Below are 26,338 nucleotides of genomic sequence, written 5' to 3'. Positions count from 1 at the left end.
CTCCCGGCTTTCGGTATTTTAGGCGCGCTCTGCGCTTCCAGAAATTTCGCCCTTAGGTGGAACTATTTTATTCACGTCTGCGTTGGGTCAACGCGCCTCCATCGGGCGCCAATAGTTGATTTATAGAACAAAGGGATCATTGGATGCAGGGATTGATTAAACGCCTCGGCCTCAGAACCGACCCATATATTTTCTTCATCTCCGCCATTTTTACAGCCCTATTTGTGCTCGCTCTGGTGATCGCTCCCGAAGAGATCGGCAACGCCTTTGCAGTGGGGCGCGCATGGATTGTTTCCCGGCTTGGCTGGTTTTTCATACTAGGTGTCAACGTCTGGCTCGGCTTCTTGATCTGGGCAGCGATGAGCCGCCACGGCCATATCCGCCTTGGGCCGCGGAACTGTCGACCGGACTACTCCAGCCTGTCATGGTTCACCATGTTGTTTGCCGGTGGGATCGGCACCGTTTTGATGTTCTGGGGTGTCGCTGAACCCATCAGCCATTTCTCCAACCCGCCGCTGCCGGGGGTTGCACCGCATTCTGAAGAGGCCGCGCGCGATGCGATGTCCATCGCGATCTACCATCTGGGCTTGCACACATGGACCATCTTCGCCCTTCCGGGGCTGGCCTTTGCCTATTTCATCAACCGTTATGATCTGCCGGTACGTGTGAGTTCCGTTTTCTATCCGCTCCTCAGAGAGCGCATCTATGGCCCATGGGGCAAAGCCATTGATATCGTTTCTATTCTTGGCACTTTGTTCGGTGTCGCCGTGTCGCTGGGCCTTGGTTCATCACAAATTGCGGCAGGCCTGTCCGCGCTCTTTGGCTGGGATGCGGGTGTGCCGCTCAAGGTCGCCATTCTCGCGGTACTCACCGGGGTTGCAGTAATCTCGATCGTGGCGGGCCTCGACAAAGGGGTGAAGCTGCTCTCCAATATCAACATCGGGATGGCAGTTGGCCTGATGGTGTTTGTGCTGGTCACCGGATCGACGCTGTTCCTCTTGCGCGGCATGGTCGAAACGCTCGGCCTCTATCTCAGCAACTTGCCGAGGCTCGCCTTTTGGAACGACATGCTGGCCAATACCAATCCAGATAACGGCGACTGGGGCTGGCAGGGCAGCTGGACTGTATTCTATTGGGCGTGGACTGTGACATGGTCGCCCTTCATCGGCCTGTTTGTGGCGCGTATCTCGCGTGGGCGCACCATTCGTGAGTTCGTGTTCGGCGTCCTGATGGCACCTTCGCTCTTTACCTTGGTGTGGTTCTCCATCTTCGGCTGGCAGGCCATGGAAATCGACGGCCTTGGTGTCGCCGCCCGTGCGGCATTGGGTGATCAGGCCGGAGCACTGAGTGCAGCCGTTTCCGAATCTGTCCCACTTGCCATGTTCGCGTTCTTTGAGAACTTTCCCTTCGCCACTTTTGTGCAGGGCATTGCGGTGTTGGTGGTTGCGATCTTCTTTGCCACCTCATCTGACTCGGCCTCTCTGGTGGTCGACATGCTCTGTACCGGCTCGTCCAAGCCCGGACCGGTCCAACAGCGCGTGTTCTGGGGCGTCTCAGAAGGGTTGGTGGCTGCGATGCTGCTGATACTGGCCGGGGATCTGGGACTTACGGCTTTGCAACAGGTCATCACTGTGGTCGGACTGCCGATCTTCTGCCTCGTGTTCATGATGATCCCCTCACTCATCCGAGGGTTCCGTAATGAGGATATCGACCATATCACCATCGGGAAACGGCCGGGCCTGAGAGAGTTCTGACTGGAAAGCCATTACAGAGCCACAAAAACTCAGAACCGGCTTAACCGGACAAAGCCTGTGATCGGCCCCACTGCGGGCCGATCTTAAGATATCAAAGCACAAGCCACAGCCACATCATCGGGCCACATGTGACGTGTCGAAGGATGCATTCTATCCGGTTTGTTTTTTGCACTGGACCAAGGGGGCTTATCTGCAGCGGCCGAGATCCGACGGTTTTCCGTCGGTCACATGCTCAAAACCGGGTGATGACGGTCGCGCCAACTGACTGGAATTTATCCATATTCATCAACGCTGATGGGGCTTCTTCAAGGCTGATTTCACGACCCACAAGTTTCTTTGGATCAAGTTTTCCCGAACCGATCATATCCAGCATGGCACCATAGCGATGCGCTTGCATCCCGTGAGACCCGAGGATTTCCAGCTCCTGCCCAATCACTTTTGCCATCGGAACCTGAGGGGAGCTATGTGCACCCAACATAAGGCCCACCTGGACGTGTTTACCACGCGGGCGCAAATTCTGGATAGAATTGAAACAAGTCACCGGATGCCCCAACGCATCCAAGGAGACATGCGCGCCGCCACGGGTCAATTCGATCACCGCCTCAGCCACATCCGCCACCTGAGCACCGTTGATGGCGGCAACCGCACCAAGCTCTCTGGCGAGCGCCAGTTTGTCATCGTCTATATCAATGGCGATGGCATTTGCCCCAACTGCATGGGCGATCATGACGGCCGACAAACCCACTCCGCCGCAGCCATGCACCGCAACCCATTGTCCAGCGCCAACTTTACCCTGATCGACGACAGCTCGGAATGAGGTTGCGAAACGACAGCCAAGGCTCGCGGCGGTCGCGAAATCCATAGCATCCGGCAGCGCCACCACATTCAGATCCGCCTGATGAATGCCAACGTATTCCGCAAATGACCCCCAGTGCGTAAACCCCGGTTGCTGCTGGTTGAGGCATACCTGTTGCTGGCCTGCGTGACATTCTGGGCATGAACCGCAGGCCGAAATGAATGGCACAGTCACACGATCACCGACCTTCCAGTTGGTCACGCTCCTGCCCACCGCTTCGATCACGCCAGCCAATTCGTGACCGGGTACATGTGGCAGATCAATGTCGCTGTCGTGCCCCATCCATCCATGCCAATCTGATCGGCACACACCAGTTGCCTCCACCTTGATGACCACACCATCAGGTTCTGGCGTCGGATCATCTACTGAGACGACCTTTGGAGCCTGTTCGAATTTCTCGTAGAGGACGGCTTTCATCGCGGCTGACCCTTCTGTAACGCGCTTGGATTGAGGTCACTCTACCCCGCAACAGCAAAATTACTTTGCCAATCTCCTCTGATCTGAAACAAAATGAGGCAGAACCCACTCGAATCCAGAAACAACGCAGAGGTTTCTGCCCCATGCCCGATATTGATGCCGCAAACGCCAAGATACTGTCTCTGCTGCAGGAGGATGGCCGCATGACCAATGCCCGTCTGGCTGAGCATTTGTCGATGAGCGAGACACCCTGCTGGCGTCGACTAAAACGGCTGGAAGACAGTGGCATTATCGAAGGCTATCAGGCCAATCTCAATCGTCGCAAACTGGGCCTTGGTGTCATGGCGTTTGTGCAGCTCAGCTGTTCAGAGCACGATCAAGCGGCCACCGCTGAGTTCCAGCGTATCGTAGAGATCACTCCCAACATCCTTGCCTGTCACAACACGACCGGGGCGGACGATTTCCTGTTGGTCGTGGTGGCGCGCGATCTGGATGACTACAGCCGGTTTATTGACACAACGCTGCGCCAACTACCGGGTGTGACCAGCATTCGATCCAACCTGTCGCTTAAAGAGATGAAATCGTCGAGCAAACTACCCGTCGAAATCAGCCGCAGCTGATCGCCTTTGCAAGAGGCTGGCAGCCATTCAGTTGCGCGACGACTCCCGCTCTATCCTTGCCAAGTGAAGAAACTTCGAGCAGGTTTTACTATAAGTTACCGATCACATAGAAGCGACAGCCCCCGTAGCGTGCGACAATGCACTGCGTTGGGGGAGCATATTTATTGGGTGGACAATGAAAACACCGCTGATTTTCGACGGTCACAACGATCTCCTGCTGCGCCTTCATAATGGCGATGTGAGCTTGGACGATGCCGGGGTTTTAGGGGGAGGAGGGCGTCAGATTGATGTCCAGAAAGCCCAAACCGGGGGATTTGCGGGCGGTTTTTTCGCAATCTTCATTCCGGGCGGAGATTCCCTTTCTCATGATGATGAGATGATGAAGGATTCCTATGATTTGCCACTGCCTGCGATGGTAGACTGGCAAGACGCGATCAAGGTTGCCTTGTCTCAGGCCTCAATCTTGATCGAGTTGGAGCGCCGGGGCGCTGTGCGCATCTGCCGTTCCACCGCAGATATTCGTGCCGCCATGAAGGAGGGCCGTATGGCCGCGATCCTGCATATGGAAGGCGCCGAAGCGATCGACCCGGAGTTCAATACGCTGGAGGTTCTACATGCGGCGGGCCTACGCTCGCTGGGGCCGGTCTGGAGCCGCCCGACGTTGTTTGGGCATGGTGTACCGTTTCGCTTTCCTTCCAGTGGTGACACTGGCGAAGGGCTGACACCCGACGGCATTCGCCTGATCAAACGCTGCAACGAACTGCGGGTAATGATCGATCTGTCGCATATGAACGAAGCAGGCTTTTGGGATGTCGCCCGCATCAGCGACGCGCCCTTGGTTGCAACACATTCGAACGCCGGGGCCCTGACGCGCCACAGCCGCAATCTCTCAGACCGCCAATTGCATGCGATCCGCGAGAGTGACGGGATTGTGGGACTGAACTTTGCCGTCGCTTTCCTGCGAGAGGACGGGCGGATGGACGAGAACACGCCAATTTCGCGAATGCTCGATCATCTGGACTATCTGATTGCGGAAATGGGTGAAGACCGGGTTGGCATGGGGTCCGATTTTGACGGTGCGACGGTGCCCGCGGAAATCGGCACCATCGCGGGATTGCCTGCCTTGCGCGAGGCCATGATCCAGCGCGGCTATGATGCCGCACTGATGAAGAAACTCTGCCATGAAAACTGGCTGCGTGTCCTTGGGGAAACCTGGGGAGAATAACAAAAAGCCGAAGAAAAAATCGGCACCATAATAACCAAATCACAAACAGGGAGTTCATTACATGAACGTGTTTACAAGACTGATTAGCTCGGCGGCTCTGGGGTTGGCCATGGGGATCACTGCACTGCCAGCATTATCCGCCACGCCGGACAATATGCTGGTGATCGCAAATCGCATCGACGACATCACCACGCTGGATCCAGCCCAGAGTTTTGAGTTTGCGGGCGCAGACGTCATCCGCAATATCTACGGCAAGCTGGTGAATTTCGACCCATCCAATCTCGACGCAGGTTATCAGCCCGACCTAGCAGAAAGCTGGACAGTCTCAGAAGATGGCAAGACGATTACTTTCACCATGCGTGAGGGCGTGAAGTTCCATTCCGGCAATCCCGTGCGCGCAGAGGATGCGGCCTTCTCGCTCCGACGGGTTGTCAAACTGAACAAAACGCCTGCGTTTATCCTGACGCAATTTGGCTTCACGCCTGAAAACGTGGATGACGTCATCACTGTCGACGGCAACACTCTGTCGATCACCACCGACAAACGCTATGCGACTTCGTTTGTCTTGAACTGTCTGACAGCAACGCTAGGCGCAATTGTCGACGAAAAACTGGTGATGGAGCACGAAAAAGACGGCGACATGGGCAACGAGTGGCTGATGACCAACTCTGCTGGGTCCGGCCCCTACACGCTGTCCTCTTGGAAGCCCAAGGAAAGCGTCACGCTGACTGCCAACCCAGATTACTACGATGGCGCACCTGCGATGCAGCGCGTTATCGTGCGTCACGTTCAGGAAAGCGCGACCCAGCGCCTGATGCTGGAACGCGGCGATGTCGACGTGGCGCGCGACCTGACGCCCGCTGATGTGGATGGCCTTGACGGCGTTGAGGGTGTCGGAGTCCAGCGCGAGATGCGTGGCCGCCTGATGTATGTGTCTTTCAACCAGAAACACCCCGAACTGTCGAAGCCACAGGTGCGTCAGGCGCTGAAGTACTTGATCGACTATGATGGGATGGAAAACAGCTTTCTCAAGAACTGGTATGTGAAGCACCAGAATTTCCTGCCCAAAACCTATCTAGGTGCGGTGGATGAAAATCCGTTCTCGCTCAATCTGGAAAAAGCAAAAGACCTGCTGGCAGAGGCGGGCGTCGCTGAAGGCATGGAGCTGACCGTGGGTGTGCGCGAAGCACAAGAGCGGCTGGAAATTGCACAATCGTTGCAAAACACCTTTGCGCAGGCAGGCATCAAGCTGAACCTTGAGGTGGGCACCGGCAAGCAGATCCTTGGGAAATACCGGGCGCGTGAGTTGGACATCTACCTCGGCGCATGGGGTCCGGATTACCCTGATCCGCAGACCAATGCGGGCACCTTTGCTTACAATCCAGACAACTCTGATGAGGCCAATGCCACCGGTCTCTTGGCATGGCGCAACGCATGGGACACCGGTGGGTTGACCACTGAGGTCGAGGCGGCTGTGGTTGAAGGCGACACTGAAAAGCGTGCTGAGATGTATCACCAGATTCAGGCTCAGTTCCGTGAAACCTCACCCTTTGCAATCATGTTCCAACTGGTCGAACAGGCCGGCATTAGCGAAAATGTCGAGGGCCTGAACCTTGGCGGTGCGATCACCGCTGCGGCGTATTGGGACGTGACCAAGTAAGATGGCGTTCTACAGCAACGTCCCGAAGAGGCAGCCTTGGCTGCCTCTTCCCCCATGGGCGCGAAGCATGGGGATTACCCTGCTTTCCGTGTCGATCACCATGCTCGGGCTTTTGTTCGTCACCTTCCTGATCGGGCGCGTCATGCCGATTGATCCGGTTCTGGCGGTTGTTGGCGAACGGGCGAGCGAAGAGCAATACAATGCCGTCTATCAAGAGCTCGGCCTTGATCGTTCGCTCATTGTTCAGTTTTTCTACTACGTCGGGGATGTGTTGCAGGGTGATTTCGGCAAATCGCTCCTGACCGCGCGCCCGGTGTCGCAGGACATCGTGCGTGTCTTTCCCGCCACGTTTGAGCTGGCAACCATCGGCATCATCTTCGGCTGTGTGCTCGGCATACCCCTTGGGGTCATCGCAGCTGTACGCCGGGGGAGCTGGGTCGACCAGATCGCTCGCGTGGTCGCGCTTGTGGGTTATTCGATGCCGATTTTCTGGCTGGGTCTGATGGGGCTTTTGCTGTTTTACGGCATGCTCGGCTGGGTCGGCGGCCCCGGACGGCAAGGGATCTTCTACGAAGATATGATCCCGTCGGTCACTGGCATGATCCTAGTGGATTCGATTATCGCAGGCGACTGGGGTGCCTTTTGGGATGCCTTTTCCCATATTGTGCTGCCCGCATCGATCTTGGGCTATTACTCGCTGGCCTACATCAGCCGGATGACGCGCTCTTTTATGCTGGAGCAGCTCTCGGCAGAATATATCACCACCGCACGTGTCAAAGGCATGAGCGAATGGGCCGTGGTCATGCATCATGCGTTCAAGAACATTCGCGTGCAGCTCATCACGGTGATCGCCCTGTCTTATGCCAACCTTCTGGAAGGGTCGGTTCTGACCGAGATCATCTTCTCGTGGCCGGGGATCGGAAACTACATCACCACGGCACTGCTGTCGGCAGATATGAACGCGGTGCTGGGCGGCACTGTCGTTGTGGGGCTGGTGTTTATCGTTCTCAATGTCTTTTCCGACCTCCTCTACAAAGTCTTTGATCCGAGGTCGAAATGAGCATCCAGAGCATGACACTTCGAGAGTGGCTTTTGTCGGAGACCCCCACGTCGCGCCGTCAGGCCAGACTGGCCGCTTATTACAAGGGTTGGCTGACGTTGCGGGCCAATCACATGGCGATGGCGGGGCTTGCCATCATTGTGCTGCTGGTTGGCGTTGCCATATTCGCGCCGCTGCTTGCGCCGCATGATCCCTATTATCAGGATCTGGGGAACAGGTTGCAGCCCCTGGGCACCGAGGGGCATATCCTCGGGACGGATTCACTGGGTCGCGACATCCTGAGCCGTTTGATCTGGGGGGCGCGGATCACGCTTTATATCGTGGCGCTGGTGGCGATGATCGCGCCCATTGTCGGTCTGCTGGTCGGAACCGTTTCCGGGTACGCGGGCGGCTGGGTCGATATCGTGCTGATGCGGGTGACGGATATTTTCCTCGCATTTCCCCGCCTTGTGCTGGCGCTGGCCTTTGTGGCGGCGCTCGGGGCCGGGATCGAGAATGCGGTTCTGGCAATCTCGCTCACAGCGTGGCCACCTTATGCGCGTCTGGCGCGGGCTGAAACCTTGACCATCCGTTCATCGGATTTCATCAGCGCGATCCGGTTGCAAGGGGCGGGGCCGCTTCTGATTATCACCAAACATATATGGCCGCTGTGCATTAGTTCGCTGATCGTGCGGGTGACGCTGGATATGGCAGGGATCATTCTGGCGGCGGCGGGCCTTGGCTTTCTGGGTCTTGGTGCGCAACCGCCAAGCCCCGAATGGGGCGCGATGATTTCCGAGGGGCGTCGGTTCATTCTGGATTACTGGTGGGTCGCCACCATGCCCGGTCTTGCCATCTTTGCCGTTTCGCTGGCCTTCAACCTGTTGGGGGATGGTCTGCGCGATGTGCTTGATCCAAAGGATAGCAGCTCATGAGCACGCTTCTGGATATTGAAAACCTCTGGGTGAAGTTCCCGACCCGCAGCGGCATGTTCGATGCAGTGCGCGGCGTGAGCTTTTCGCTCGGCAAGGAACGGCTTGGCATCGTGGGCGAAAGCGGCTCTGGCAAATCCATGACCGGGCGCGCCATCCTGCGACTGATCCGCAAACCCGGCATTGTCGAGGCCGGCCATATCAACCTACATGACACCAACCTTCTGGACCTGTCTGAGCGTGACATGCGCAAGGTGCGGGGCGAGAAGATTTCCATGGTGATGCAGGATCCCAAATTCTCGCTCAACCCGGTTGTCACGGTGGGCGATCAGATCATCGAGGCTTATCGCTTGCATGCCAAGGCCAGCAGGGCAGAGGCCCGCACCAAGGCCGTCGAGATGCTGGAGGCGGTGTCGATCCGTGACCCCGAACGGGTGATGAAAGCCTATCCGCACGAGATGTCGGGCGGCATGGGCCAACGCATCATGATCGCGATGATGCTGATCCCGAACCCGGAAATATTGATCGCTGATGAACCCACATCGGCGCTGGATGTTTCCGTACAGGGGCAGGTTCTGTCCATCATGGACAAGCTGGTGCGTGAACGTGGCATGGGGCTGATTTTCATCAGTCATGATCTCAATCTGGTGTCGCAGTTCTGTGACCGGGTGCTGATTATGTACGCGGGCCGCATCATCGAGGTCTGCGATGCGGATAAGCTTCATGAGGCTCAACATCCCTATACTCAGGGGCTCTTGGGGTCGTTGCCGCGGTTCGATCAACCCAAGGCGCGGCTGCAGGTGCTGGATCGCGACCCCGCATGGCGAGACGCCGCAAGCGTGGAGGGCAGACCATGAGCACAGCCATCGACATCAAAGGGTTGAACGTCTACTTTGGGGACAGTCACAACCTCTTTCACGCCGTCAAAAGTGCTACTTTTGCGGTGGAAAGCGGCGCGAGCTTTGGTCTTGTGGGCGAATCTGGATCAGGAAAATCCACGATCCTGAAGGCGATCACCGGCCTTGCGCCCTATTGGGAAGGCGAGATGACCGTGGCTGGCCAGCCGCTCGCGGCCAAGCGCGACCGAGCTTTTTACAAGACGGTGCAGATGGTGTTTCAGGACCCCTATGCATCGCTGCATCCGCGCCAGTCGGTCGATCAGGTGCTGTCGGAAACCCTGCGGCTGCACGGGTTCAAGGACATCAACGACCGGGTCGACCAACTGCTGAGGGATGTCGGTCTTGGACCGGCGTTCCGGTTTCGCTATCCGCATCAGCTCTCGGGCGGGCAGCGCCAGCGCGTCGCCATTGCCCGTGCGCTTGCGCCAAACCCAAAAATCCTGCTGCTGGATGAGCCAACATCGGCGCTGGATGTCTCGGTGCAGGCCGAAATCCTCAATTTGTTGAAGGATCTGCAGGCCGAGCATGACCTGACTTATGTGATGGTTTCGCATGATCTCGCAGTCGTGGCGCATATGTGTGATGCGGCAGCGGTGATGCGAAATGGTGAGATTGTGGAGATCCTCAGCATCGAGAATATGCGCGCCGGCAAAACCGCGCATGACTACACAATGCAGTTGTTGAACGCGTCAGCAAACCGCGTCGCCACAGTGGCGGCGGACTAAGCATAGGTGCGGGGCTGGCAAAACAGTCACCCGGCCCTGCACCCATTAGATCGCCGTGATGCGGCTACTGATCGGTTTTGCCGCCCATTCGACCAATCCGTGTCGCGAGTGGCGTGGACGTCAGCCCATGCAACAGGATCGACAGGCCCACCGTCAATGTCACACAGGCCAGCAATTCTTCTTCGTTTGGAATATCAAACTGATCCATCATCAACAGGGTGAACAGGATTGAGGCCAGCCCACGCGGCCCGAACCACCCAAGAAACAGCTTTTCTCTGGTCGCCAACCCACTGCCCGACAGGGATAGAAAGATTGGGACCACGCGCACCACTGTCAGAAACAAGAGCGCAAGTATCACTGTGGACATGCCAGCATGTGCCAACCCGTCAGGCAACAGAAATGCCCCAAAAACCAAGAACGCAGCCATGGTGAGCAATTGCCCAGCGCCCTCCATAAACTCGCTGATGAAGTGAATATTGTGGCGATAGGAGTTGCCAAAAACCATCCCTGCAACAAAAGCGGCTATGAAGCCGTTGCCGTGGATTGCAACCGCCAAGAGATAGGCGGCGAAGGCCGTGACCAAAAACACAATAGCGCCCGCCGCTTCCTGCATCACATCGCGGTTTTGCGCCCAATCCATCATCTTGGCAGCAGTCCACCCCACCGCAATTCCTGCCAGCGGACCAAGGATCACTTCGATCAGCGCCTCAAGTGCCAGCCCATCGGTATTGGCTTCTCCGCCGACAGCAGAGGCCAGAATTGCCCCCGTAAGCACAAAGGGTAAAACCAGCCCATCGTTCAACCCGCTCTCAATATTGATCGTTTGCGCCAAGCGGTCGGGAACATCCGGGCTGTTGACAACAGATTGCCCCAGCGCCGCATCGGTCGGCGTCAGCACAGCCGCCGTAAGCAATGCGACAGCCAGACCAGAGGTCGGGTTCAGCCAAAATGCCACGGCGGTCCCCAGCGCAATCGTAAGCGGCAAACCAATGACCAGCATGCGCGTGGGATATTGCCAGTCCATCACGAGCTTGCGAAATCGTACGTGGCTCGCATCTGAAAAAAGCACGAGGATCAATGTCACCTCGGCGAGGCCCTTCTTACCCTCATGGATCACATCACCCGGCAGCGCGTTCTGAAGTGGGGCAGAAAGTGCCAAGCCAAGACCAGTAAACAAAATTGGCAACGTCAAAAGGCTTCGATCAATTGCTTTACTGAAAAGGGAGTAAGCAGCAAAGGCAACGAGAACGATCAAAAAGAGTTCAGTCATTGGGCGTCTGGTTCCTCGTATCGTACCTTACGTTTTTCAAAGAATCCCTCGGAGAAGTAGCTCGCTGAGGGTGTCATTTGGTCGGACGCATCGCGACATTCTATGTACTTCGGCCCGAAAGCCCTGCTCTCGATACTGGCTGACATACGCATTCCTCGAGTTTGCAGATGGCGCGCCACTCAAATTCTGTCTTTGCGCCGCCTACAACGGCATTCGACCCTTTGCTTCCTGACAACAGGCACTGCGAGACCCGATTACGCCAGACATTTATTACATAAGGAAATCATAAATTGGATTGCGGTGGAACTGCAGACCCCTCTTCGAACATGGGTAGAGGCCAGAGACTGCGTTGATATACCCCAAGGGAGACATCTGCCTACATTTGGACTATCAAAATAAGGATGCAGGACATGTGATATTCGGTGCTAGGACATGTTGACAAAAGGGATTCACACTGGGGCTTCGACGTGATTCAAGCTGGTATCTGCTATGGAGATCAGCTTGCCCCGAAACCTGATGAGCGACGACGAGTGGTCGCTGTTTGAATACTTCATTCTTGCGATCCGAGCCCGGAATGGGCGCAAGCCTACCAACCATCGCCTTGTACTGGATGGGATATTCTGGATTGCACGCACCGGATCACCTTGGCGAGATTTGCCCGAAGAGTTTGGCAAATGGTCCAGTGTTTACCGCCAATTCCGGCGCTGGACGTTGGCTGGGCTGTGGGAGGACATACTCGAAGCCTTGAACCAAAGCGGGGCCGTTCCAAACGCTCTCCAAATGATCGACAGCACTGTTATTCGCGCGCATCATCAAGCAGCGGGCGCAAAAGGGGGACTCCGAGACAGGGTTTTGGCCGTTCAAGAGGTGGCTTCACGACCAAGATCCACCTCCGCGTCAACGCGCACGGGTTGCCCATGAGAACAGACATCACACCGGGGCAAACTTCGGACTACCTTGGTTTTGATCTCGTCATGTCTGATAATCTGCCTGAGCCGAAAGTGCTACTGGCAGATCGGGGCTATGATGCTGATCGCATTCGGAAAAACATGAATGAACGTGATATCCTGACCCAAATTCCGATGCGAAAGACCCGCAAGATGCGCGTCGGCGTGGATCATGGGCTGTATCGATTGAGAAACCTGGTCGAACGGTGTTTCAATAAGCTCAAGAACGCCCGCCGCGTTGCTACCCGGTATGACAAAACTGCAGAAAGTTACCTCGGGTTCATCGACATCACATCCATCCGGCTCTGGGTGCGCCATTTGTCAACATGACCTAGGTTGAGGTCATGAAACGCTTTTTTCGAAAACTTGCTGCCCTTGGTATTTTCTTGGCCGTGTTGGTCATGTTGGCACGAATTGCATTCCCCCTGCCTGACCTGTCAGATCGCCCCGCAAGCAACGCAATTGCCGCAAGTCGCGACACCCAGATCGGTGCCGCCGTGACACAAGCCAGTGCCGCTCATAGTGGTCAGACAGGTGTCATCGCGCTGCAAAATGGTCATGACGCTTTGGCGAGTAGAATTGAACTTGCCGCGGTCGCTGAACAGTCCATCGATGCGCAGTATTACATCTGGCACAATGACACCTCCGGGATCATGTTGCTCGGTGCGTTACTGGATGCCGCAGCGCGCGGAGTTCGCGTGCGTTTGCTTTTAGATGACAATGGTGTGCCCGGACTTGACGACATCATGGCCACCCTGAACGCACAGGAAAACTTTGAAATCCGGCTCTTTAACCCCTCAACCGTCCGCCAGCCCAAACTTCTTGGATACGCCTTCGATTTCTTCCGCATGAACCGACGGATGCACAATAAATCCTTCATTGTGGATGGGTCGGTTGCGATCATCGGTGGACGCAACATTGGGGATGAGTATTTCGACGCCGGTGCAGATAGTTTCTACATCGATATGGACGTGCTGGCAGCAGGACAGGTGGTGCCGGAAACCGCTCAGGTTTTTGATGAGTATTGGAACAGCGCATCTGTGTTCGAGCTAGAGACAATCGTTGATGGCACAGGTGATCTACCCGCGTTTGAGGCACGCGTTAGGGACGTGATGCAAAGCCTAGAGGCACTCACCCTCATCGGCAATATTCAAAGCAGCGCGGATCGATTTGCGCGTGGCGAAATGCCGATGGAATGGACGACCGTTCAACTGGTTGCAGATGACCCTGTTAAAGGACTGGGAATAGCCACCCCTGACCAGTTGATGATAAGCCGTCTCGGCGAAATTTTGGGCGAGGTCGAGAGGCGCATGGACGTGGTCTCAGCCTATTTCGTGCCAGGACGCAGGGGGACCGAGTATCTCGCAGGTTTAGCCGCCGCCGGCGTTGATGTGCGCGTGCTAACCAATGCGATGAATACAACCGACGTCCTGATGGTGCATTCTGGGTACACGCGGTACCGGCGGGAGTTGCTCGAGGCGGATGTATCGCTCTATGAGTTGAAGCTGCGCGGTGAGATGTCTCCTGAGGCTGACATGCAAGTCAAACCCTTCGGGTTGTCTGGGGCCAGTCTCCACGCAAAGACATTTGCGGTGGATGGGGAGCGTATTTTTATCGGATCGTTTAATTTCGACCCGAGGTCGGCAATCCTGAATTGTGAAATGGGCTTTTTGATCGAAAGCCCCACGCTCGCCGGTCGGGTGAATGCGGGCTTTGATGGTCCTTTGGAGACGATTACCTATCAGCCCGCGCTCACGCCCGAGGGTAAAATGGTGTGGCAAGAACCGCTGAAGGACCAAGATACCGTTATCTACCAAGAAGAGCCGGGGGCGACGTGGTTTCAACAAATCGCGATTGCCGTGATCGGAATATTGCCGGTGGAGTGGCTCCTCTAGAGATCCTTACTGACGGTAGGTGTCTCTGTGGTACAGGGTTAAGGAAACTCCGTTCAGCGATCCACGCGCAACCCGCTGGGAACGCTTTCGGGCACCCCGAGCCGCCCCGCTGCCGCGTCCTCATCTGTCAGCGCCCGTAAAAAAGCGACAATATCAGCCACTTCATCCGGATTAAGTGATATCGGTGGCACGTCCACAGGTGCGATGAGAGCAGCGCGCTCTTGTGCGTTTTGTTGAATGTTCCAGTCTTCCGCCCCGTCCAGATTGGGAAGTATGGCTTCTGTTGTGTCATACCCATTTAAGGACTGCTCAGGCGACATGTGGTGCTGCACCACCCCCTCCAGCGTCGTAAACGCACCAGAATGGCCATATGGCGCAGTGAGGCTCACGTTTCGCAAAGAGGGCGTGCGAAAGGCAAAGGCATCCTGTGATTTGCCTGTGACGCGGATGCGGCCTTCGTCGCGGTTGTGGGTCTCGAACCGCGCAGCCTTGCCCGGCCCGATCTGCGGCATTGCGAGCGCGTGAAAATCATGATCGGTCTGAAACCAGCCGGAGTGGCACTGGCTGCAATTGGCCTTGTTGTAAAACAGCTCCATTCCGCGCAAGGCGGGCGCGGGCAGATCGCCCTGCCCCAGCATATAGGCGTCAAAGGGGCTCATATCGGCGCGCCACTCGAACCGGATGAAATCCGCTAACACATTTCCGATGTCGGCAAAGGTGATGGGCGCGCCCTCCCCCAGCACCGCATCAAAACCAGCGCGATAGGCTGGGATGGCCTCAACGCGTGCGGCGATCCGGTCCCATGCGCCACCCGGTGTGGACAGTTGCCCCAGCCGCACCGCCTCTGCGACCTCGTTTTCCGAGTAATGCCCGGCCATCTCATCGGCAGAGAGCACCGGGAACATGGCCTGTGCGGCAAGCGCGTCGTCAAAGCCAGCAACCATATCATCACCCAAGGGGGTGCGGATACCGCCGGGGTGCTCAGGGTTATCCTCCAGTCGTCCATCGTGAAACATCACGGTGAATTCCGGTGCCCCAAGGTTCCACAGACCCGGCGCATTGCGCGGGATGCGCTGTTCCGGCAGGTTTGCGGGATCAGCGCGCCGGTCAGGTCCAAGGCCGATGCCGCCCTCGCCCAAGCCCAGCGACAGACCATCGCCGGTGCCAAAGCGCGGGTGATGGCAGGTGGCGCAAGAGATGTTGCGATTGCCCGACAGGATCGGGTCGTAAAACAACATTTGCCCTAGCTCCACCGCCGCCATATCCGGTGCCGGGAACTGCGGGCGCGGGCCAAGGTCAGGGCGCATATCCGCCTGTGCGGACGTAGCTCCCAGCAGGGCAAGCGCGATCATCCGGTGCATCAGATCCTCCCGAGTTCAAGACGCAGGCGTTGACGGTAGGGGTGATCCGGGGTCGCGATCACGCTGGGAAACTGCGGCAGGTTTACCGCGTTGGGAAAGCCCTGCGGCTCAAAACAGACTCCCATGGCGGGGCCGATCTGCTGTCCTGACAGAGCACCGGACTGGGGCGGCAGGGCGGCGGCGGTATAGATCTGCGCGCAGGGCTGATCGCTGACGATCCGCATCTGCAGCCCATCCGGTGCGGTCAGTGTCGCCACCGGCAATTGCGGATCACGGCAGGTGTCGAACACAAGCGCCACATCGCTGCCTCGGTGTTCCGGGTCGAGGTCGGCAAAACTGCGCCCCAGACGAAGGTCATGATGGCTGCCATCCAGCGCCGCGATTTCACCGGTCGGGACATTGGCGTCGTCCAATAAGAGAAAGCTGCTGGCGTCCACTTGCAGGCTGTGATCGCGGACCGGCTGCGCGCCGCCCGTCAGGTTATAATAGTTGTGCTGCGCGAGGCTGATCGGGGTCGCTGCGCTCACGTCCGCCCGCATGTCATAGACAATCGTCAGCCCATCCAGCGTGACAGTCAGAGACACATCCACTGCGCCGGGAAACCCCGCCTCATCCTCCGGTGAGTGGTAGCGCAGGCGCGCGCTGGCATCAGAGAGCAGTTCAAGCTCCCAGAACACATGAGAAAGCCCCTGTGCCCCGCCATGCAGCAGCGTATCGCCTTCATTTGCTGCGAGTTGGTAGCTCTGCCCATCAAGGGCAAAGCGCGCGTTTTTGATCCGCCCGGCCACGCGGCCCGCAATCACCCCGAGATAGCCCGGGTTGTACAGATAGGCGGCCGGGTCCTCAAACCCGAGGACCAGCGGGCGGTTGCCCTGCAAAAGACGCAGATCGCGGGTCACGGCACCAATGTTCAGCAGGCTGACGGAGAGGCCCGCGCTATGCAACCGCGCTTCTTTCAGCATGTGGCCTTGGTGGAGGCCGTGATCCACGATCTGCGCGTTGCTCATTCAGACAAACCGGTTGATGACGTTTTCCAGATATTCCTGCCGCCCGGACCGGGGTTTGGGGTTGATGTCTTCGGCTTCGACCCGGTGTGCGATGTCCTCCAGCGACAACTTGCCCGAGAGCATATCCTGCGCGTCGTCCCGCTGCCACCCGGCGTAGCGGTCGGTGACGAACTGATCCAATGTGCCGTCCTCGATCATCGCCGCAGCGGCCTTAAACCCACGGGCACAGATGTCCATGCCGCCGATATGCGCCATCAGCAGATCCTCCGGGTCGATGGACTGGCGGCGCAGCTTGGCATCAAAATTGGTGCCGCCCGAGGTAAAGCCGCCGTGTTTCAAGATGTGGTAATAGGCCAGCGCCACCTCCGGCGTGTTGTTCGGGAATTGATCGGTGTCCCAGCCGGACTGGTAATCGTTGCGGTTCATGTCAATCGAACCAAAGACGCCCAATGCCTGAGCGGTGGCAATCTCGTGCTCGAACGAATGTCCCGCGAGGATTGCGTGGCCCTGCTCCAGGTTCAGTTTGACCTCGTTTTCCAGCCCGTGGCGCTTGAGGAAGCCATAGACGGTCGCAGCGTCGTAGTCGTACTGGTGTTTGGAAGGTTCCTGCGGTTTCGGCTCCACCAGGATCGCACCCTTGAAGCCGATCTTGTGTTTGTAGTCGACCACCATGTTGAGCATGCGGCCCATCTGCTGATCTTCTTGTGCAAGATCGGTGTTCAGCAGGGTTTCATAGCCCTCACGACCGCCCCAGAGCACATAGTTTTCGCCGCCCAGACGGTGGGTTGCGTCCATACAGGTCTTGATGGTCGCCGCCGAAAAGGCAAAGACATCCGGGTCCGGGTTGGTTGACGCCCCTGACATAAACCGCGCGTTGGAAAACAGGTTGGCGGTGCCCCAGAGCAGTTTGACGCCGGTTTCTTCCTGTTTTTGCGCGAAATACTCGACGATCTCATTCAGATTGCGGGTGTTTTCCGCAAAATTCGCCCCCTCCGGCCGCACATCCGCGTCGTGGAAACAGTAGTAGGGCGACTGCAACAGGGTGAACATCTCAAACGCCACATCGGCCTTCAGCTTGGCCGCTTCCATCGTGTCCTTGAACCATGGGCGGTCAAAGGTCTGGCCACCAAACGGATCGCCGCCCGGCCACACAAAGTTGTGCCAGTAGCAGGTGGCAAAGCGCAGATGTTCTTCCATCCGCTTGCCGAGGATCACCTCGTCGGGGTTGTAGTGGCGAAAGGTCAGCGGGTTGGTGCTGTCTGCGCCTTCATATTGGATTTTGGAAACGTCGCCAAAGAAACCGGTGGTCATGTCATCAGTGCCTTCATGTTGGGATAGAGCGCGCGATACCGGGCGTAGGAGGCATCATAGGCCTCGGTCAGGTCGCGGCGTGGATCAATGGTGTGGGCGATGGGCGGTGCAGTCATCACGGCGGAAATGTCGGCGCCGGTGGCCGTCATCGCCAGTCGGGCGGCGCCCAATGCTGCGCCAAACTCGCCCTTGTCGGGAATGTCGAGGGACACGCCAAGGACAGTCGCGAGGGTTTCCACCCAATAGGGCGACCGGGTGCCACCCCCCACCGCAAGCAGGCGCGTGAGGTTGGTGTCGGTGCCCTTGAGCGCCTCAAGGCAATCGCGCAGGGCAAAGGCCACGCCCTCCATCACCGCCTGTGTCAGCTCTGCCGGGCCATCGCCAATATCAAGCCCTGCAAGCGTGGCGCGAATGCGGGCATCGTTGTGCGGTGTGCGCTCGCCAGAAAGATAGGGCAGGAACGTCACCGAAGACGGATCCGAAATCTGGTCCGGCAGCAGTCCTGCCAGCGTTGCCGGGGTCTGCCCAAGCGTGCGCGACAACCAATTGAGACAGTCCGTTGCCGCCAGGATCACCCCCATCTGATACCACGTATCCGGCACCGCGTGGCAGAAGGTATGCACAGCCGAGGCCGGGTCAGGTTTATAAGCGGCTTTGGCGGCCAGGAGCACGCCGGAGGTGCCAAGGCTCACAAAGCCCTCACCCTCACGGAAACACCCGGCCCCGCAGGCGGCAACCGCATTGTCGCCACCGCCCCCGGCGACAACCACCGGGCCGTCGATGCCCCATTCATCGCGAAGCGCGTCACGCAGATCGCCGCTGGCGGCGGAGCCTTCGACGAGATCGGGCATCTGATCCCGGCGCATGCCGGACACTTCCAGCAGCTGCTCCGACCAATCCCGCGCGCCTACATCAAGCCATGACGTCCCGGCGCTGTCTGACATGTCAGAGACATAGGCGCCGGTCAGCCAGTAGCGCAGATAATCCTTTGGGAGCAGAACCTTGGCGACCTGAGCATAGATCTCCGGCTCATGCGCCTTGACCCACGCCAGTTTCGGCGCGGTGAAGCCGGGAAACACGATATTGCCCGACAGATCCCGCACGCCTTCTGTACCATCCAGCTTGGCCGCCTCGGCAGCCGAACGCGTGTCATTCCACAGGATACAGGGGCGCAGAACCTTGCCCGCCGCATCCAGCAGAGTGGCCCCGTGCATGTGCCCGCTGAGGCCGATGCCGCGCAGGGCAGCCAGCTCGGTCGGGTGGTCCCGACGCAACGCCGCAATCGCGGTCTGGCAGGCAGTGATCCAGTCCTGCGGGTCCTGTTCGCTCCATCCCGTACGTGGGTGCGAGACCCCATAAGCTGCATCCGCCACGCCAATGACATTGCCACCCTCATCGGCCAGCAACGCGCGCAGCCCCGACGTTCCCACGTCAAGACCAAGAAACATAAGATGTCCTCCCAATCGCCAGACGCACACGTCTCTCATGATCGTGCACATATTTATTTCGGCTAATAAAATAAAAACAGATTTAGCGCGGGCTGTCAATCGGCGAGCAGACAAACAGGTGCATCGACTGGACCAGTGGCCAGCCGGTTTAAGATCTCTGATTTTGAGGGGAGGAGGGCCTGACCATCTCACGAAGCATCGCGTGTGGTATCAGTTTGCCTCAGCACGTGGCGCGTGGGCGGGCGTCATTAACTGCGACGCCAATCAAGGTCCGCATCTTTGCGGGAACGCCTGCGGAAGCATTCTCCGCAGGCGCATCTTCGTCGCTTAGGAATTCATTTCTTCCAGCAAGCCATCGTAATACTCGCACACTTCGGACAGGTCCTCGGCGTTTTCGAACATGGCGGATTTCTCCATCATCTCAGTGGCCACTTCCTGCATGCGCTGCGGATCCTTGGCTGCCAACTTCTGCAGACCTGCGTTTACTTCCATGGATTTCGCCTGTGCAAGTTCCGCGGTGCACTCCTCAGCAAGAGCGGGTGCGGAGAACGCAACGGTCAGTGCGAGTGCGGCAAGTTTCGTTTTCATAACAATAGCCTATAAATCAGTGGTGATAGTCATGCGCCGGTCAATCCGGGCCGCGCTCACCTACTCAGATCGCGCAGGGCGTTCCAGCCCAGAAGCAGGCTCAACCAAAAGAGGAGCGAAATTTCGCCAACTGTGGCAGGAAATCGCCACACCCCGACGGTGGAATGCGGCGAATTCAAGGGCGTGTTTAGCCGAGATACACATCGCCTTTGGGATACCGCACCCGTGGCCTGCTGTGGGTCGCAAGGAAAAACCCAAGCGTCAGAGGCCCAACTCGGCCCAAGAACATGATCGCGATGATCACCGCCCGGCCAAAGCCATCAAGTTCCCCAGTGGCACCGCGCGAAAGACCAACGGTTCCAAAGGCAGAGGTGGCTTCGAACGCAAGGTCCAGAAACTCTTCGTCATGAGAAATCGAAATCAAGAAGATCCCCGCCAACACGATGAATATGCTGATGGTGGTCAGCGCCATCACTTTCATCACATCCTCCACCCCGAGGCTGCGACCAAAGACGTGCAGCGCGGTTTGGCGGCGAAAGAATGCAACAGTGCCGATCAACAGGACGATAAGCGTCGTCACCTTGATACCACCCGCCGTGGAGGTGCTGCCGCCCCCCACCAGCATCAGCGACATGGTCATAAGCGTGGTGCTGTCGTGCATACCGCCTGTGTCGATTGTGTTGAAACCGGCTGTGCGCGGGGTCACCGCTTGAAACCAACTGGCCCAAAGGCGACTGGCCGTGTCCGGCAAACCACCAAGCGTCGCCGGATTTGTCCATTCAAGCGCGGCAAAACCCACCCAACCCAAAAGGATCAGCGACAAGGTGCCCGTCAGCATCAACTTACTGTGGAGATTGAGCCGCCGCCACGACCGCGCCCGCACCAGATCCCCCACCACAACAAAGCCCAGCCCCCCGAGAATGAACAGTGCCGGGATGGTCAGATTAATGATCGGGTCATTTACATAGCCCGAAAGACTATCGGAATAGAGCGCAAAACCTGCGTTATTGAAGGCTGAAATGCTGTGAAACACCGCATGCCATAGTCCCATCGGCCAGCCTAGATCCGGCACAAACACAAAAGACAAAATTGCGGCTCCGGCCAGTTCGCACACCAATGCCACCAGCATGATTGTCCGCACGATGATCGCCAGCCCGCCAAGGGAACGCTGGTTGAGATCTTCTCGTAGCACCAGCCTTTGCGGCAAGCCGACCGGGAGGCCCAGCGCCGACAGCAAAAGGACCGCAAAAGCCATCAACCCCAACCCACCGAGCTGGATGAGCAAGGCCAAGATAACCTGCCCGATCACCGTAAGATCACTGCCGGTATCGACAACCGCCAGCCCCGTCACCGTCACAGCCGAGGCAGAGGTGAAAAACGCATCACCAAATCCGACCGCACCGGTATGCGACATTGGCATCCACAAGAGCAGCGCCCCGACAAAGATGCTGGAAAAGTAAAGAAGAGCCAAAATAAGTGGCGGCGGCAGCCCGCGTTCAACCGGCGGAGCGGTCTTGATTGTAGGGCGTTTCACGACAGGCTCGCTGCAAAATTGCGCAGGTCAGAGCGTTTGCCCAGCAGGATCAACAGATCATCCTGCGCAAGGGTACAATCAGAGCCATCCTGACCAAGAAACTCGGTCCCGCGCATCACGCCGATGCAGCGTAGATTGTGGCCTGAAGCGTAGGGGATATCCACCAGTGCCTTGCCTTCCAGCGACTGCGGGATCTTAAAGTTCACTACATGATAGCCATTTCCAAGGCTGACATAATCACGCACCAATGGGTTGTGGAGAACCTGCGCGATGTGCATGCCCACGTCGACCTCTGGGTGGATGATCCGATCCACCTTCAGTTTGCTGAGGATGCGGTGATGAGTTTTGGTGGTCGCCTTGGCCCAGACCACAGGCACACCGATGGTTTTCAGGTTGATGGCCGCCAGGATAGAGGCCTCCAGATCCGATCCCATGGCGACCAGCGCCACGTCACAATCCGCAATCCCGGCCTGTCGCAGAGCGAGATCATCACGGGCATCGATTATTAGGGCCTGAGACAGCTCATCAGCGCATTGGCTGACTCGAGCTTCGTTGCAGTCCACCCCAATCACATGATTGCCGAAGCGGCTCAATTCTCGGGCGACGGTAGTTCCGAAGTTTCCAAGACCCACAATCACAAAGGTCTGGCGTCGCTCCGCGCTTTTGCGTTTGGCAGTTAGCATGCGCGTTTTGCTCTCTGTGGCGTTGCCGGCTATGTCCGGCGACTCTTGGACAGAGCAAAGCCCTACGCGCTTGGCAAGCCTTTCTGACGGCTGTTCACTGACATTCCCTCAGGGCACATCTCGATCACAAATACAGAAGGAGCGCCCAAACGGGCGCTCCTCTCAATCTGATAACATGTTGTGATCAAAAAGATTTCACCAGCGTCAGGGTTGCCTCACGACCGCCCCCATAAGAACAGACATAGGCCGTTTGGCACCCAGTCACATATGCATCATCTGCAAGGTTGGTGATCGCCAGACGCATATCTATGCCATTGTTAAAGCCATAACTGACATAGGCATCATAGAGTGTGGCGCTTGGAACCTGCAGCGTATTGGCGGCATTTGCCTGACTGGCACCGCGATGACGCAGACCTGCGCCGATACGCAATCCATTCAACTGCGGTGTGCTAAATTCATACTCAGCCAACAGACTCAACTCCAGTTCCGGCACCAGTGTCGGAGACAGCCCGATCAGGCTGGAATTGCTGTCCGCAGTGATCTCTGCATCAAGCTTGGTTGCAACACCGCGCAGATGCAGACCATTGCCATAATCATAGGCTGCTTCCAGTTCCACCCCGCGCATGCGCACTTCTCCGAGTTGATCAAAAGTCGGCCATGCGCCCGTGACGACGTTTTCCTGATCGATCTGGAAAATCGCCCCGGCGAGGCTGAAATTCCCACCCGTAGGCATCCACTTGAACCCCAGCTCAAGCTGGTTGCCCTGCTCGGGCATGGTAACGCCGTTCGCGGGTGAGGAGATCAGCGGGTTAAAGAAGCTCGCATAACTCAGGTAGGGCGTGAAACCATTGGCAAACTCATAAGCTGCGGCCGCGCGATAGGAGGTCTCACTATCGGAGCGCTCAAACCCGGCGCTACCGTCTTGTTTTGTTTCCACCCAGTCGTGGCGAAGGTTCCCGGTAAGGATCAGGCCGCTCGCAAAAGTGATCTGGTCCTGCAGATAAAGACCAACCTGTGTCTGGGTGGTCAGCGCGTCCTGATACACCGAGGTCACGGGCGTGCCCGGCGCGGTGGGGTTCACCACCGTGTTGGAGCCAAAGCCAGAAGCCTGAACTTCGTCCAGTTGGTAGCGGCGCGCATCCAGACCAAAGAGCAGATTATGTTCTGCGCCGCCGGTGTTCACGCGACCGAAATACCGGATATCCGCCTGTGCACTGCGTACAGTGGTGTCATGCTCAAAGGCGATAAGGCTGAGGGTGCCATTGGGGTCCGCTGGTTGCAGTGCGTAGCCTGCGTAGCCATAGGGGTAGTAATAAAACTCCTCGACCGAGGCATAGCCCAAGCGTGTAATCCCGGTCAGGGTAAACCCATTGGCGAACTCATGCTCAACGATCGCAGAAACGGTAGCCTGATCGCGGCGATAGCTGTCCCAGTTGGGGTCGGAAAAGTTGGTGTCAGGGTCGATATAGCCAAATTCTGCGGTGGGCACGACCGTGCCATAATAGGGCAGAAAGGTGCTGCCGTTATGTTGCTCATCCGCCTTATGGAGATTTGCGAGCAGGGTAATTTCGGTGCCCGTATCAAGCGCCATTTTGAAGCCACCCGCCAAGGTGCCGCGCCAGCCGGAATTCAGATCGTCATAGCTGTCGCCCGCCTGCAAGCGCCCGGTTAGGCGAAAGGCACGATCCGCGCTCAGGTCCTCGCCATAGTCAAATGCCAGACTGCTCTGCCCCGCATCATTGATACTAAGGGACAGTTCGCCCACATGTCCGCCCGGACGTTTGGACACGTAATTCAGAATACCGCCGGGATTAGACCCCCCATATAGGGCCGAGGATGGTCCGCGCAGCACCTCGATGCGTTCCAGCGTATAGGGGTCGATAAAGAAAGATCCGAACGCAAACGCGAGGTTCTGGGCATTATCGAGGTAAACTCCCGTCTGGTCGGCCTGAAAGCCGCGTACGCGAATCCAGTCGTAGTCCTGATCGTTGCCGAAAACCTCTGTGGTGACGCCTGCGGTGTAACGCAGGGCTTCGCCGACTTGCGAGGCGGAAAAGGTCTCAATCTCTTGGCGTCCCAATACCGAGATCGACTGCGGCACCCGGTTTACCTCAAGTGGAACCTTGCCGCCCGTTGCCGTGAGTGGATTCACAGTCCCATTGACCGGCCCGGTGGCGCTTTCGGTATAGGCCACGTTGATGTCCTGTAGAACAATGACATCCTCACCGATCGTCTGAGACGATGCAGATGTTGCACTACACAGGAGGAGGGCTGTGGCCGACATGCAGAACACATCCGACCTGAATAGAGTTTTTTGCACTGGCATGGAGCGCCCCTGTTTCGTTTCGATACGCTAGGCCCGTGGCCTGCGGTTCCCGAAAACTGTGGTCCGTGGGGCGGGCGGGTGCGGTTCCATAGATCAAGTCAGGAGGCGCGGTCTTGTAGGATCGGCGCAGAAACTGATTGGGTTGGTTCATTCATCCAATCGCTGGGCACCTGCCCGGTCAGGGATTTGAACACCCGGTTGAAGTGCGCCTGATCCGCAAACCCCGAATGCAATGCCACCTCGGCAAAGCTCTGCCCACTCGCAAGCTGCGCTTTGGCATGCTCGATGCGTTGCGCCAAGACCCAGCGGTACGGCGACAGGCCAGACGTGCGGCGCATCACGCGGTTGAGCTGGCTGCGTGACAAGCCAACATCAGCGGCCATGCCATCAACTCCGATCTTGCGGTCGAGGTTTTGACGGACATACCCCTGCAGACGGCCCACCACATGCGCATCTGAGACAATCTCGCGTTGCGTCGAACGCTGATTGAGAAGCTCCAGAATAATGCAATCAGCAAGCTTCTCGCGCAGCGGCTCCGGTCGGTCAGGGTCCGCCAGCATTTGAACCAGAGGGCTGATGGTGCGTAAATCGCGCAGGAAGAATGGAGCAACGGTTTCGGGCGGACGCCCCATCAACCCGTGTAGCCGATCCTGTGACACATGGATATCCATGTGGCGCAACGTGCCGGGTTGCGCGATCTTGCTCCAGACCTCCATGCCTGCGGGAACAAAACAGGCGGCGCAATGCTGCAGATCACCATCTCGGGTCTCGCTCAGTGGGATGCGATACCCATCGCGCATAATCACAAAACGGGGATGACGTGACACATAATGCCCGCCCGCATGCGCGCTGTTGCGGACATGCCAACAATCCACCGCTAAGCCGTCTGCGGTAAACGTGCTGCTGTCAGAAAGCGGCGTAAAGCCATGAATGGCAGCCATCATACGGGGGTGAAAACTCATAACATCCTCAGACCTTACAGGTATTCGCGCAGACAATGACGCGCGAGAATACGATCAACAGGCTGGACTGAGGACTCAATCTAGCTGTCAGATATTAGCATTTCACGATATACAACGCCACAGGGAGCAATGCATCGGGCGATAATGGGATCGAGATGCGCGCTTTCCCCCTGTTCCGGAGGGGCGAGCCTGTTGAGTTCACCATCCAAAGCGCCTATGTCGATCTCAATTCACATCACACAGCCAGATCAGGGACCGCGACGTGGCCACGCATCTATACCAGAACGACCTTCCGGATTCTGTCGATCTGGGTCCCGTGGTTGCCATTGACTGCGAAACCATGGGTCTGAACCCGCATCGCGACCGCCTGTGTGTGGTGCAAATGTCGGGCGGTGATGGAGATGCACATCTGGTGCAGATCAGCAAAGATCAGACCGAAGCACCGAACCTGACCTCAATGCTGACCAACCCGGACGTGCTGAAGCTGTTTCATTACGGCCGGTTTGACATTGCCGCGCTTTACCACCGCTTTGGCGCACTGACCGCGCCGGTTTACTGCACCAAGATCGCCAGCCGATTGGTACGAACCTACACCGACCGTCATGGGCTGAAGAACCTGACACAGGATCTGCTGGGACAGGATATCTCCAAGCAGCAGCAGATGAGCGACTGGGGTGCGGACACGCTCACTCGGGCGCAGATGGACTATGCGGCTTCGGATGTATTGCACCTGCACCGGCTGCGCGACGCGCTGGATCTACGACTGGCCCGCGAAGGGCGCAGCGATCTGGCGCAAGCCTGTTTTGATTTTCTGCCAACCCGCGCACGACTGGATCTGGCTGGCTGGCCGGATACCGATATTTTCGCCCATTCCTGACG

Annotated in this window: 22 protein-coding genes; 11 read left to right on the top strand and 11 right to left on the bottom strand. The window is 57.6% G+C overall.

Annotated elements, in window-relative coordinates; all coding sequences use genetic code 11:
* The first annotated feature begins 143 nt into the window (after positions 1–143).
* Positions 144–1,754 carry a BCCT family transporter gene (locus tag K529_RS00240; protein ID WP_005622898.1) on the top strand — a complete coding sequence of 537 codons (1,611 nt, stop codon included), beginning with the start codon at positions 144–146 and terminating at the stop codon, positions 1,752–1,754.
* 232 nt (positions 1,755–1,986) lie between these two features.
* On the opposite strand, the gene K529_RS00235 is transcribed toward K529_RS00240, so the two are convergent.
* Positions 1,987–3,027 carry an arabinose dehydrogenase gene (locus K529_RS00235; RefSeq protein ID WP_005622897.1) on the bottom strand — a complete coding sequence of 347 codons (1,041 nt, stop codon included), beginning with the start codon at positions 3,025–3,027 and terminating at the stop codon, positions 1,987–1,989.
* Between the two features lie 143 nt (positions 3,028–3,170).
* On the opposite strand from K529_RS00235, the gene K529_RS00230 reads away from it, so the two are divergent.
* The 7 genes from K529_RS00230 (at position 3,171) to K529_RS00200 (ending at position 10,127) form a co-directional block, all read left to right on the top strand.
* Positions 3,171–3,647, top strand: a complete 477-nt coding sequence (locus K529_RS00230) for an Lrp/AsnC family transcriptional regulator (protein WP_005622896.1) — start codon at positions 3,171–3,173, stop codon at positions 3,645–3,647.
* 175 nt (positions 3,648–3,822) lie between these two features.
* Positions 3,823–4,872 (top strand): dipeptidase, encoded by a 1,050-nt coding sequence (locus K529_RS00225; RefSeq protein ID WP_005622895.1) that lies wholly within the window; start codon positions 3,823–3,825, stop codon positions 4,870–4,872.
* Positions 4,873–4,933: 61 nt separating this feature from the next.
* A complete protein-coding gene (locus K529_RS00220) occupies positions 4,934–6,532 on the top strand; it encodes an ABC transporter substrate-binding protein (protein ID WP_005622888.1) in 1,599 nt (532 codons plus the stop codon).
* Between the two features lie 67 nt (positions 6,533–6,599).
* Complete coding sequence (locus tag K529_RS00215) at positions 6,600–7,592, top strand: ABC transporter permease (RefSeq protein WP_005622886.1); 993 nt, start codon at positions 6,600–6,602, stop codon at positions 7,590–7,592.
* Positions 7,589–8,506 carry an ABC transporter permease gene (locus K529_RS00210; protein ID WP_005622884.1) on the top strand — a complete coding sequence of 306 codons (918 nt, stop codon included), beginning with the start codon at positions 7,589–7,591 and terminating at the stop codon, positions 8,504–8,506. The genes K529_RS00215 and K529_RS00210 overlap by 4 nt, the downstream gene beginning before the upstream one ends.
* Positions 8,503–9,360 (top strand): ABC transporter ATP-binding protein, encoded by an 858-nt coding sequence (locus K529_RS00205; RefSeq protein ID WP_005622883.1) that lies wholly within the window; start codon positions 8,503–8,505, stop codon positions 9,358–9,360. Before K529_RS00210 ends, K529_RS00205 begins: the two co-directional genes overlap by 4 nt.
* Entirely contained in the window at positions 9,357–10,127 is a 771-nt protein-coding gene (locus tag K529_RS00200) for an ABC transporter ATP-binding protein (protein ID WP_005622882.1), read from the top strand. The genes K529_RS00205 and K529_RS00200 overlap by 4 nt, the downstream gene beginning before the upstream one ends.
* 64 nt (positions 10,128–10,191) lie before the next feature.
* Here K529_RS00200 and K529_RS00195 read toward each other — a convergent pair whose 3' ends face one another.
* The gene (locus tag K529_RS00195; protein ID WP_005622880.1) at positions 10,192–11,397 is read right to left on the bottom strand and encodes a cation:proton antiporter; all 1,206 of its coding nucleotides are present in this window, start codon (positions 11,395–11,397) and stop codon (positions 10,192–10,194) included.
* Between the two features lie 489 nt (positions 11,398–11,886).
* Here K529_RS00195 and K529_RS22975 point away from each other — a divergent pair.
* Together K529_RS22975 and K529_RS00180 are read left to right on the top strand one after the other, a co-directional pair.
* A protein-coding gene (locus K529_RS22975) for an IS5 family transposase (RefSeq protein WP_157888506.1) occupies positions 11,887–12,674 on the top strand; the annotation gives its coding sequence in 2 pieces (ribosomal slippage) (positions 11,887–12,223 and positions 12,223–12,674; 789 coding nt in all).
* Between the two features lie 14 nt (positions 12,675–12,688).
* Positions 12,689–14,239 carry a phospholipase D family protein gene (locus K529_RS00180; RefSeq protein WP_005631403.1) on the top strand — a complete coding sequence of 517 codons (1,551 nt, stop codon included), beginning with the start codon at positions 12,689–12,691 and terminating at the stop codon, positions 14,237–14,239.
* Positions 14,240–14,292: 53 nt separating this feature from the next.
* Here the strand turns inward: K529_RS00180 and K529_RS00175 are convergent, their stop codons facing one another.
* The 9 genes from K529_RS00175 to K529_RS00135 form a co-directional block, all read right to left on the bottom strand.
* Positions 14,293–15,600, bottom strand: a complete 1,308-nt coding sequence (locus K529_RS00175) for a cytochrome-c peroxidase (protein WP_046002042.1) — start codon at positions 15,598–15,600, stop codon at positions 14,293–14,295.
* The gene (locus K529_RS00170) at positions 15,600–16,607 is read right to left on the bottom strand and encodes an aldose epimerase family protein (protein ID WP_005627221.1); all 1,008 of its coding nucleotides are present in this window, start codon (positions 16,605–16,607) and stop codon (positions 15,600–15,602) included. Before K529_RS00170 ends, K529_RS00175 begins: the two co-directional genes overlap by 1 nt.
* On the bottom strand, positions 16,608–17,918 hold the full coding sequence (gene xylA / locus K529_RS00165) for a xylose isomerase (RefSeq protein ID WP_005627224.1): 1,311 nt from the start codon (positions 17,916–17,918) through the stop codon (positions 16,608–16,610).
* Entirely contained in the window at positions 17,915–19,366 is a 1,452-nt protein-coding gene (gene xylB / locus K529_RS00160; RefSeq protein WP_046002041.1) for a xylulokinase, read from the bottom strand. Before xylB ends, xylA begins: the two co-directional genes overlap by 4 nt.
* Before the next feature lie 327 nt (positions 19,367–19,693).
* Complete coding sequence (locus K529_RS00155; RefSeq protein ID WP_005608901.1) at positions 19,694–19,954, bottom strand: hypothetical protein; 261 nt, start codon at positions 19,952–19,954, stop codon at positions 19,694–19,696.
* Between the two features lie 187 nt (positions 19,955–20,141).
* Positions 20,142–21,488, bottom strand: coding sequence for a TrkH family potassium uptake protein (locus K529_RS00150; protein WP_005608899.1), 1,347 nt, complete (start codon positions 21,486–21,488; stop codon positions 20,142–20,144).
* Positions 21,485–22,171, bottom strand: a complete 687-nt coding sequence (locus K529_RS00145) for a potassium channel family protein (RefSeq protein ID WP_005608897.1) — start codon at positions 22,169–22,171, stop codon at positions 21,485–21,487. The genes K529_RS00150 and K529_RS00145 overlap by 4 nt, the downstream gene beginning before the upstream one ends.
* 184 nt (positions 22,172–22,355) lie before the next feature.
* Positions 22,356–24,455 (bottom strand): TonB-dependent siderophore receptor, encoded by a 2,100-nt coding sequence (locus tag K529_RS00140; protein WP_005608895.1) that lies wholly within the window; start codon positions 24,453–24,455, stop codon positions 22,356–22,358.
* 140 nt (positions 24,456–24,595) lie between these two features.
* On the bottom strand, positions 24,596–25,459 hold the full coding sequence (locus tag K529_RS00135; RefSeq protein ID WP_005608893.1) for an AraC family transcriptional regulator: 864 nt from the start codon (positions 25,457–25,459) through the stop codon (positions 24,596–24,598).
* Positions 25,460–25,721: 262 nt separating this feature from the next.
* On the opposite strand from K529_RS00135, the gene K529_RS00130 reads away from it, so the two are divergent.
* Positions 25,722–26,336: a ribonuclease D gene (locus K529_RS00130; protein ID WP_005608890.1), complete on the top strand. Its 615-nt coding sequence runs from the start codon at positions 25,722–25,724 to the stop codon at positions 26,334–26,336.
* The last annotated feature ends 2 nt before the right edge of the window (positions 26,337–26,338 follow it).

It is taken from the genome of Tritonibacter mobilis F1926 (assembly GCF_000376545.2).
Lineage (GTDB): Bacteria > Pseudomonadota > Alphaproteobacteria > Rhodobacterales > Rhodobacteraceae > Epibacterium > Epibacterium mobile.
This window is presented reverse-complemented; position numbering and strand designations above follow the sequence as displayed.

What these genes read in the sequence shown, in the direction of transcription:
- xylB (WP_046002041.1), bottom strand. Translation starts at nt 19,366, where the DNA reads ATGTTTCTTGGTCTTGACGTGGGAACGTCGGGGCTGCGCGCGTTGCTG.
- K529_RS00195 (WP_005622880.1), bottom strand. Translation starts at nt 11,397, where the DNA reads ATGACTGAACTCTTTTTGATCGTTCTCGTTGCCTTTGCTGCTTACTCC.
- K529_RS00205 (WP_005622883.1), top strand. Translation starts at nt 8,503, where the DNA reads ATGAGCACGCTTCTGGATATTGAAAACCTCTGGGTGAAGTTCCCGACC.
- K529_RS00225 (WP_005622895.1), top strand. Translation starts at nt 3,823, where the DNA reads ATGAAAACACCGCTGATTTTCGACGGTCACAACGATCTCCTGCTGCGC.
- K529_RS00235 (WP_005622897.1), bottom strand. Translation starts at nt 3,027, where the DNA reads ATGAAAGCCGTCCTCTACGAGAAATTCGAACAGGCTCCAAAGGTCGTC.
- K529_RS00145 (WP_005608897.1), bottom strand. Translation starts at nt 22,171, where the DNA reads ATGCTAACTGCCAAACGCAAAAGCGCGGAGCGACGCCAGACCTTTGTG.
- K529_RS00180 (WP_005631403.1), top strand. Translation starts at nt 12,689, where the DNA reads ATGAAACGCTTTTTTCGAAAACTTGCTGCCCTTGGTATTTTCTTGGCC.
- K529_RS00140 (WP_005608895.1), bottom strand. Translation starts at nt 24,455, where the DNA reads ATGTCGGCCACAGCCCTCCTCCTGTGTAGTGCAACATCTGCATCGTCT.
- K529_RS00215 (WP_005622886.1), top strand. Translation starts at nt 6,600, where the DNA reads ATGGGGATTACCCTGCTTTCCGTGTCGATCACCATGCTCGGGCTTTTG.
- K529_RS00240 (WP_005622898.1), top strand. Translation starts at nt 144, where the DNA reads ATGCAGGGATTGATTAAACGCCTCGGCCTCAGAACCGACCCATATATT.
- K529_RS00230 (WP_005622896.1), top strand. Translation starts at nt 3,171, where the DNA reads ATGCCCGATATTGATGCCGCAAACGCCAAGATACTGTCTCTGCTGCAG.
- K529_RS00210 (WP_005622884.1), top strand. Translation starts at nt 7,589, where the DNA reads ATGAGCATCCAGAGCATGACACTTCGAGAGTGGCTTTTGTCGGAGACC.
- K529_RS00155 (WP_005608901.1), bottom strand. Translation starts at nt 19,954, where the DNA reads ATGAAAACGAAACTTGCCGCACTCGCACTGACCGTTGCGTTCTCCGCA.
- K529_RS00170 (WP_005627221.1), bottom strand. Translation starts at nt 16,607, where the DNA reads ATGAGCAACGCGCAGATCGTGGATCACGGCCTCCACCAAGGCCACATG.
- K529_RS00175 (WP_046002042.1), bottom strand. Translation starts at nt 15,600, where the DNA reads ATGCACCGGATGATCGCGCTTGCCCTGCTGGGAGCTACGTCCGCACAG.
- K529_RS00200 (WP_005622882.1), top strand. Translation starts at nt 9,357, where the DNA reads ATGAGCACAGCCATCGACATCAAAGGGTTGAACGTCTACTTTGGGGAC.
- xylA (WP_005627224.1), bottom strand. Translation starts at nt 17,918, where the DNA reads ATGACCACCGGTTTCTTTGGCGACGTTTCCAAAATCCAATATGAAGGC.
- K529_RS00220 (WP_005622888.1), top strand. Translation starts at nt 4,934, where the DNA reads ATGAACGTGTTTACAAGACTGATTAGCTCGGCGGCTCTGGGGTTGGCC.
- K529_RS00135 (WP_005608893.1), bottom strand. Translation starts at nt 25,459, where the DNA reads ATGAGTTTTCACCCCCGTATGATGGCTGCCATTCATGGCTTTACGCCG.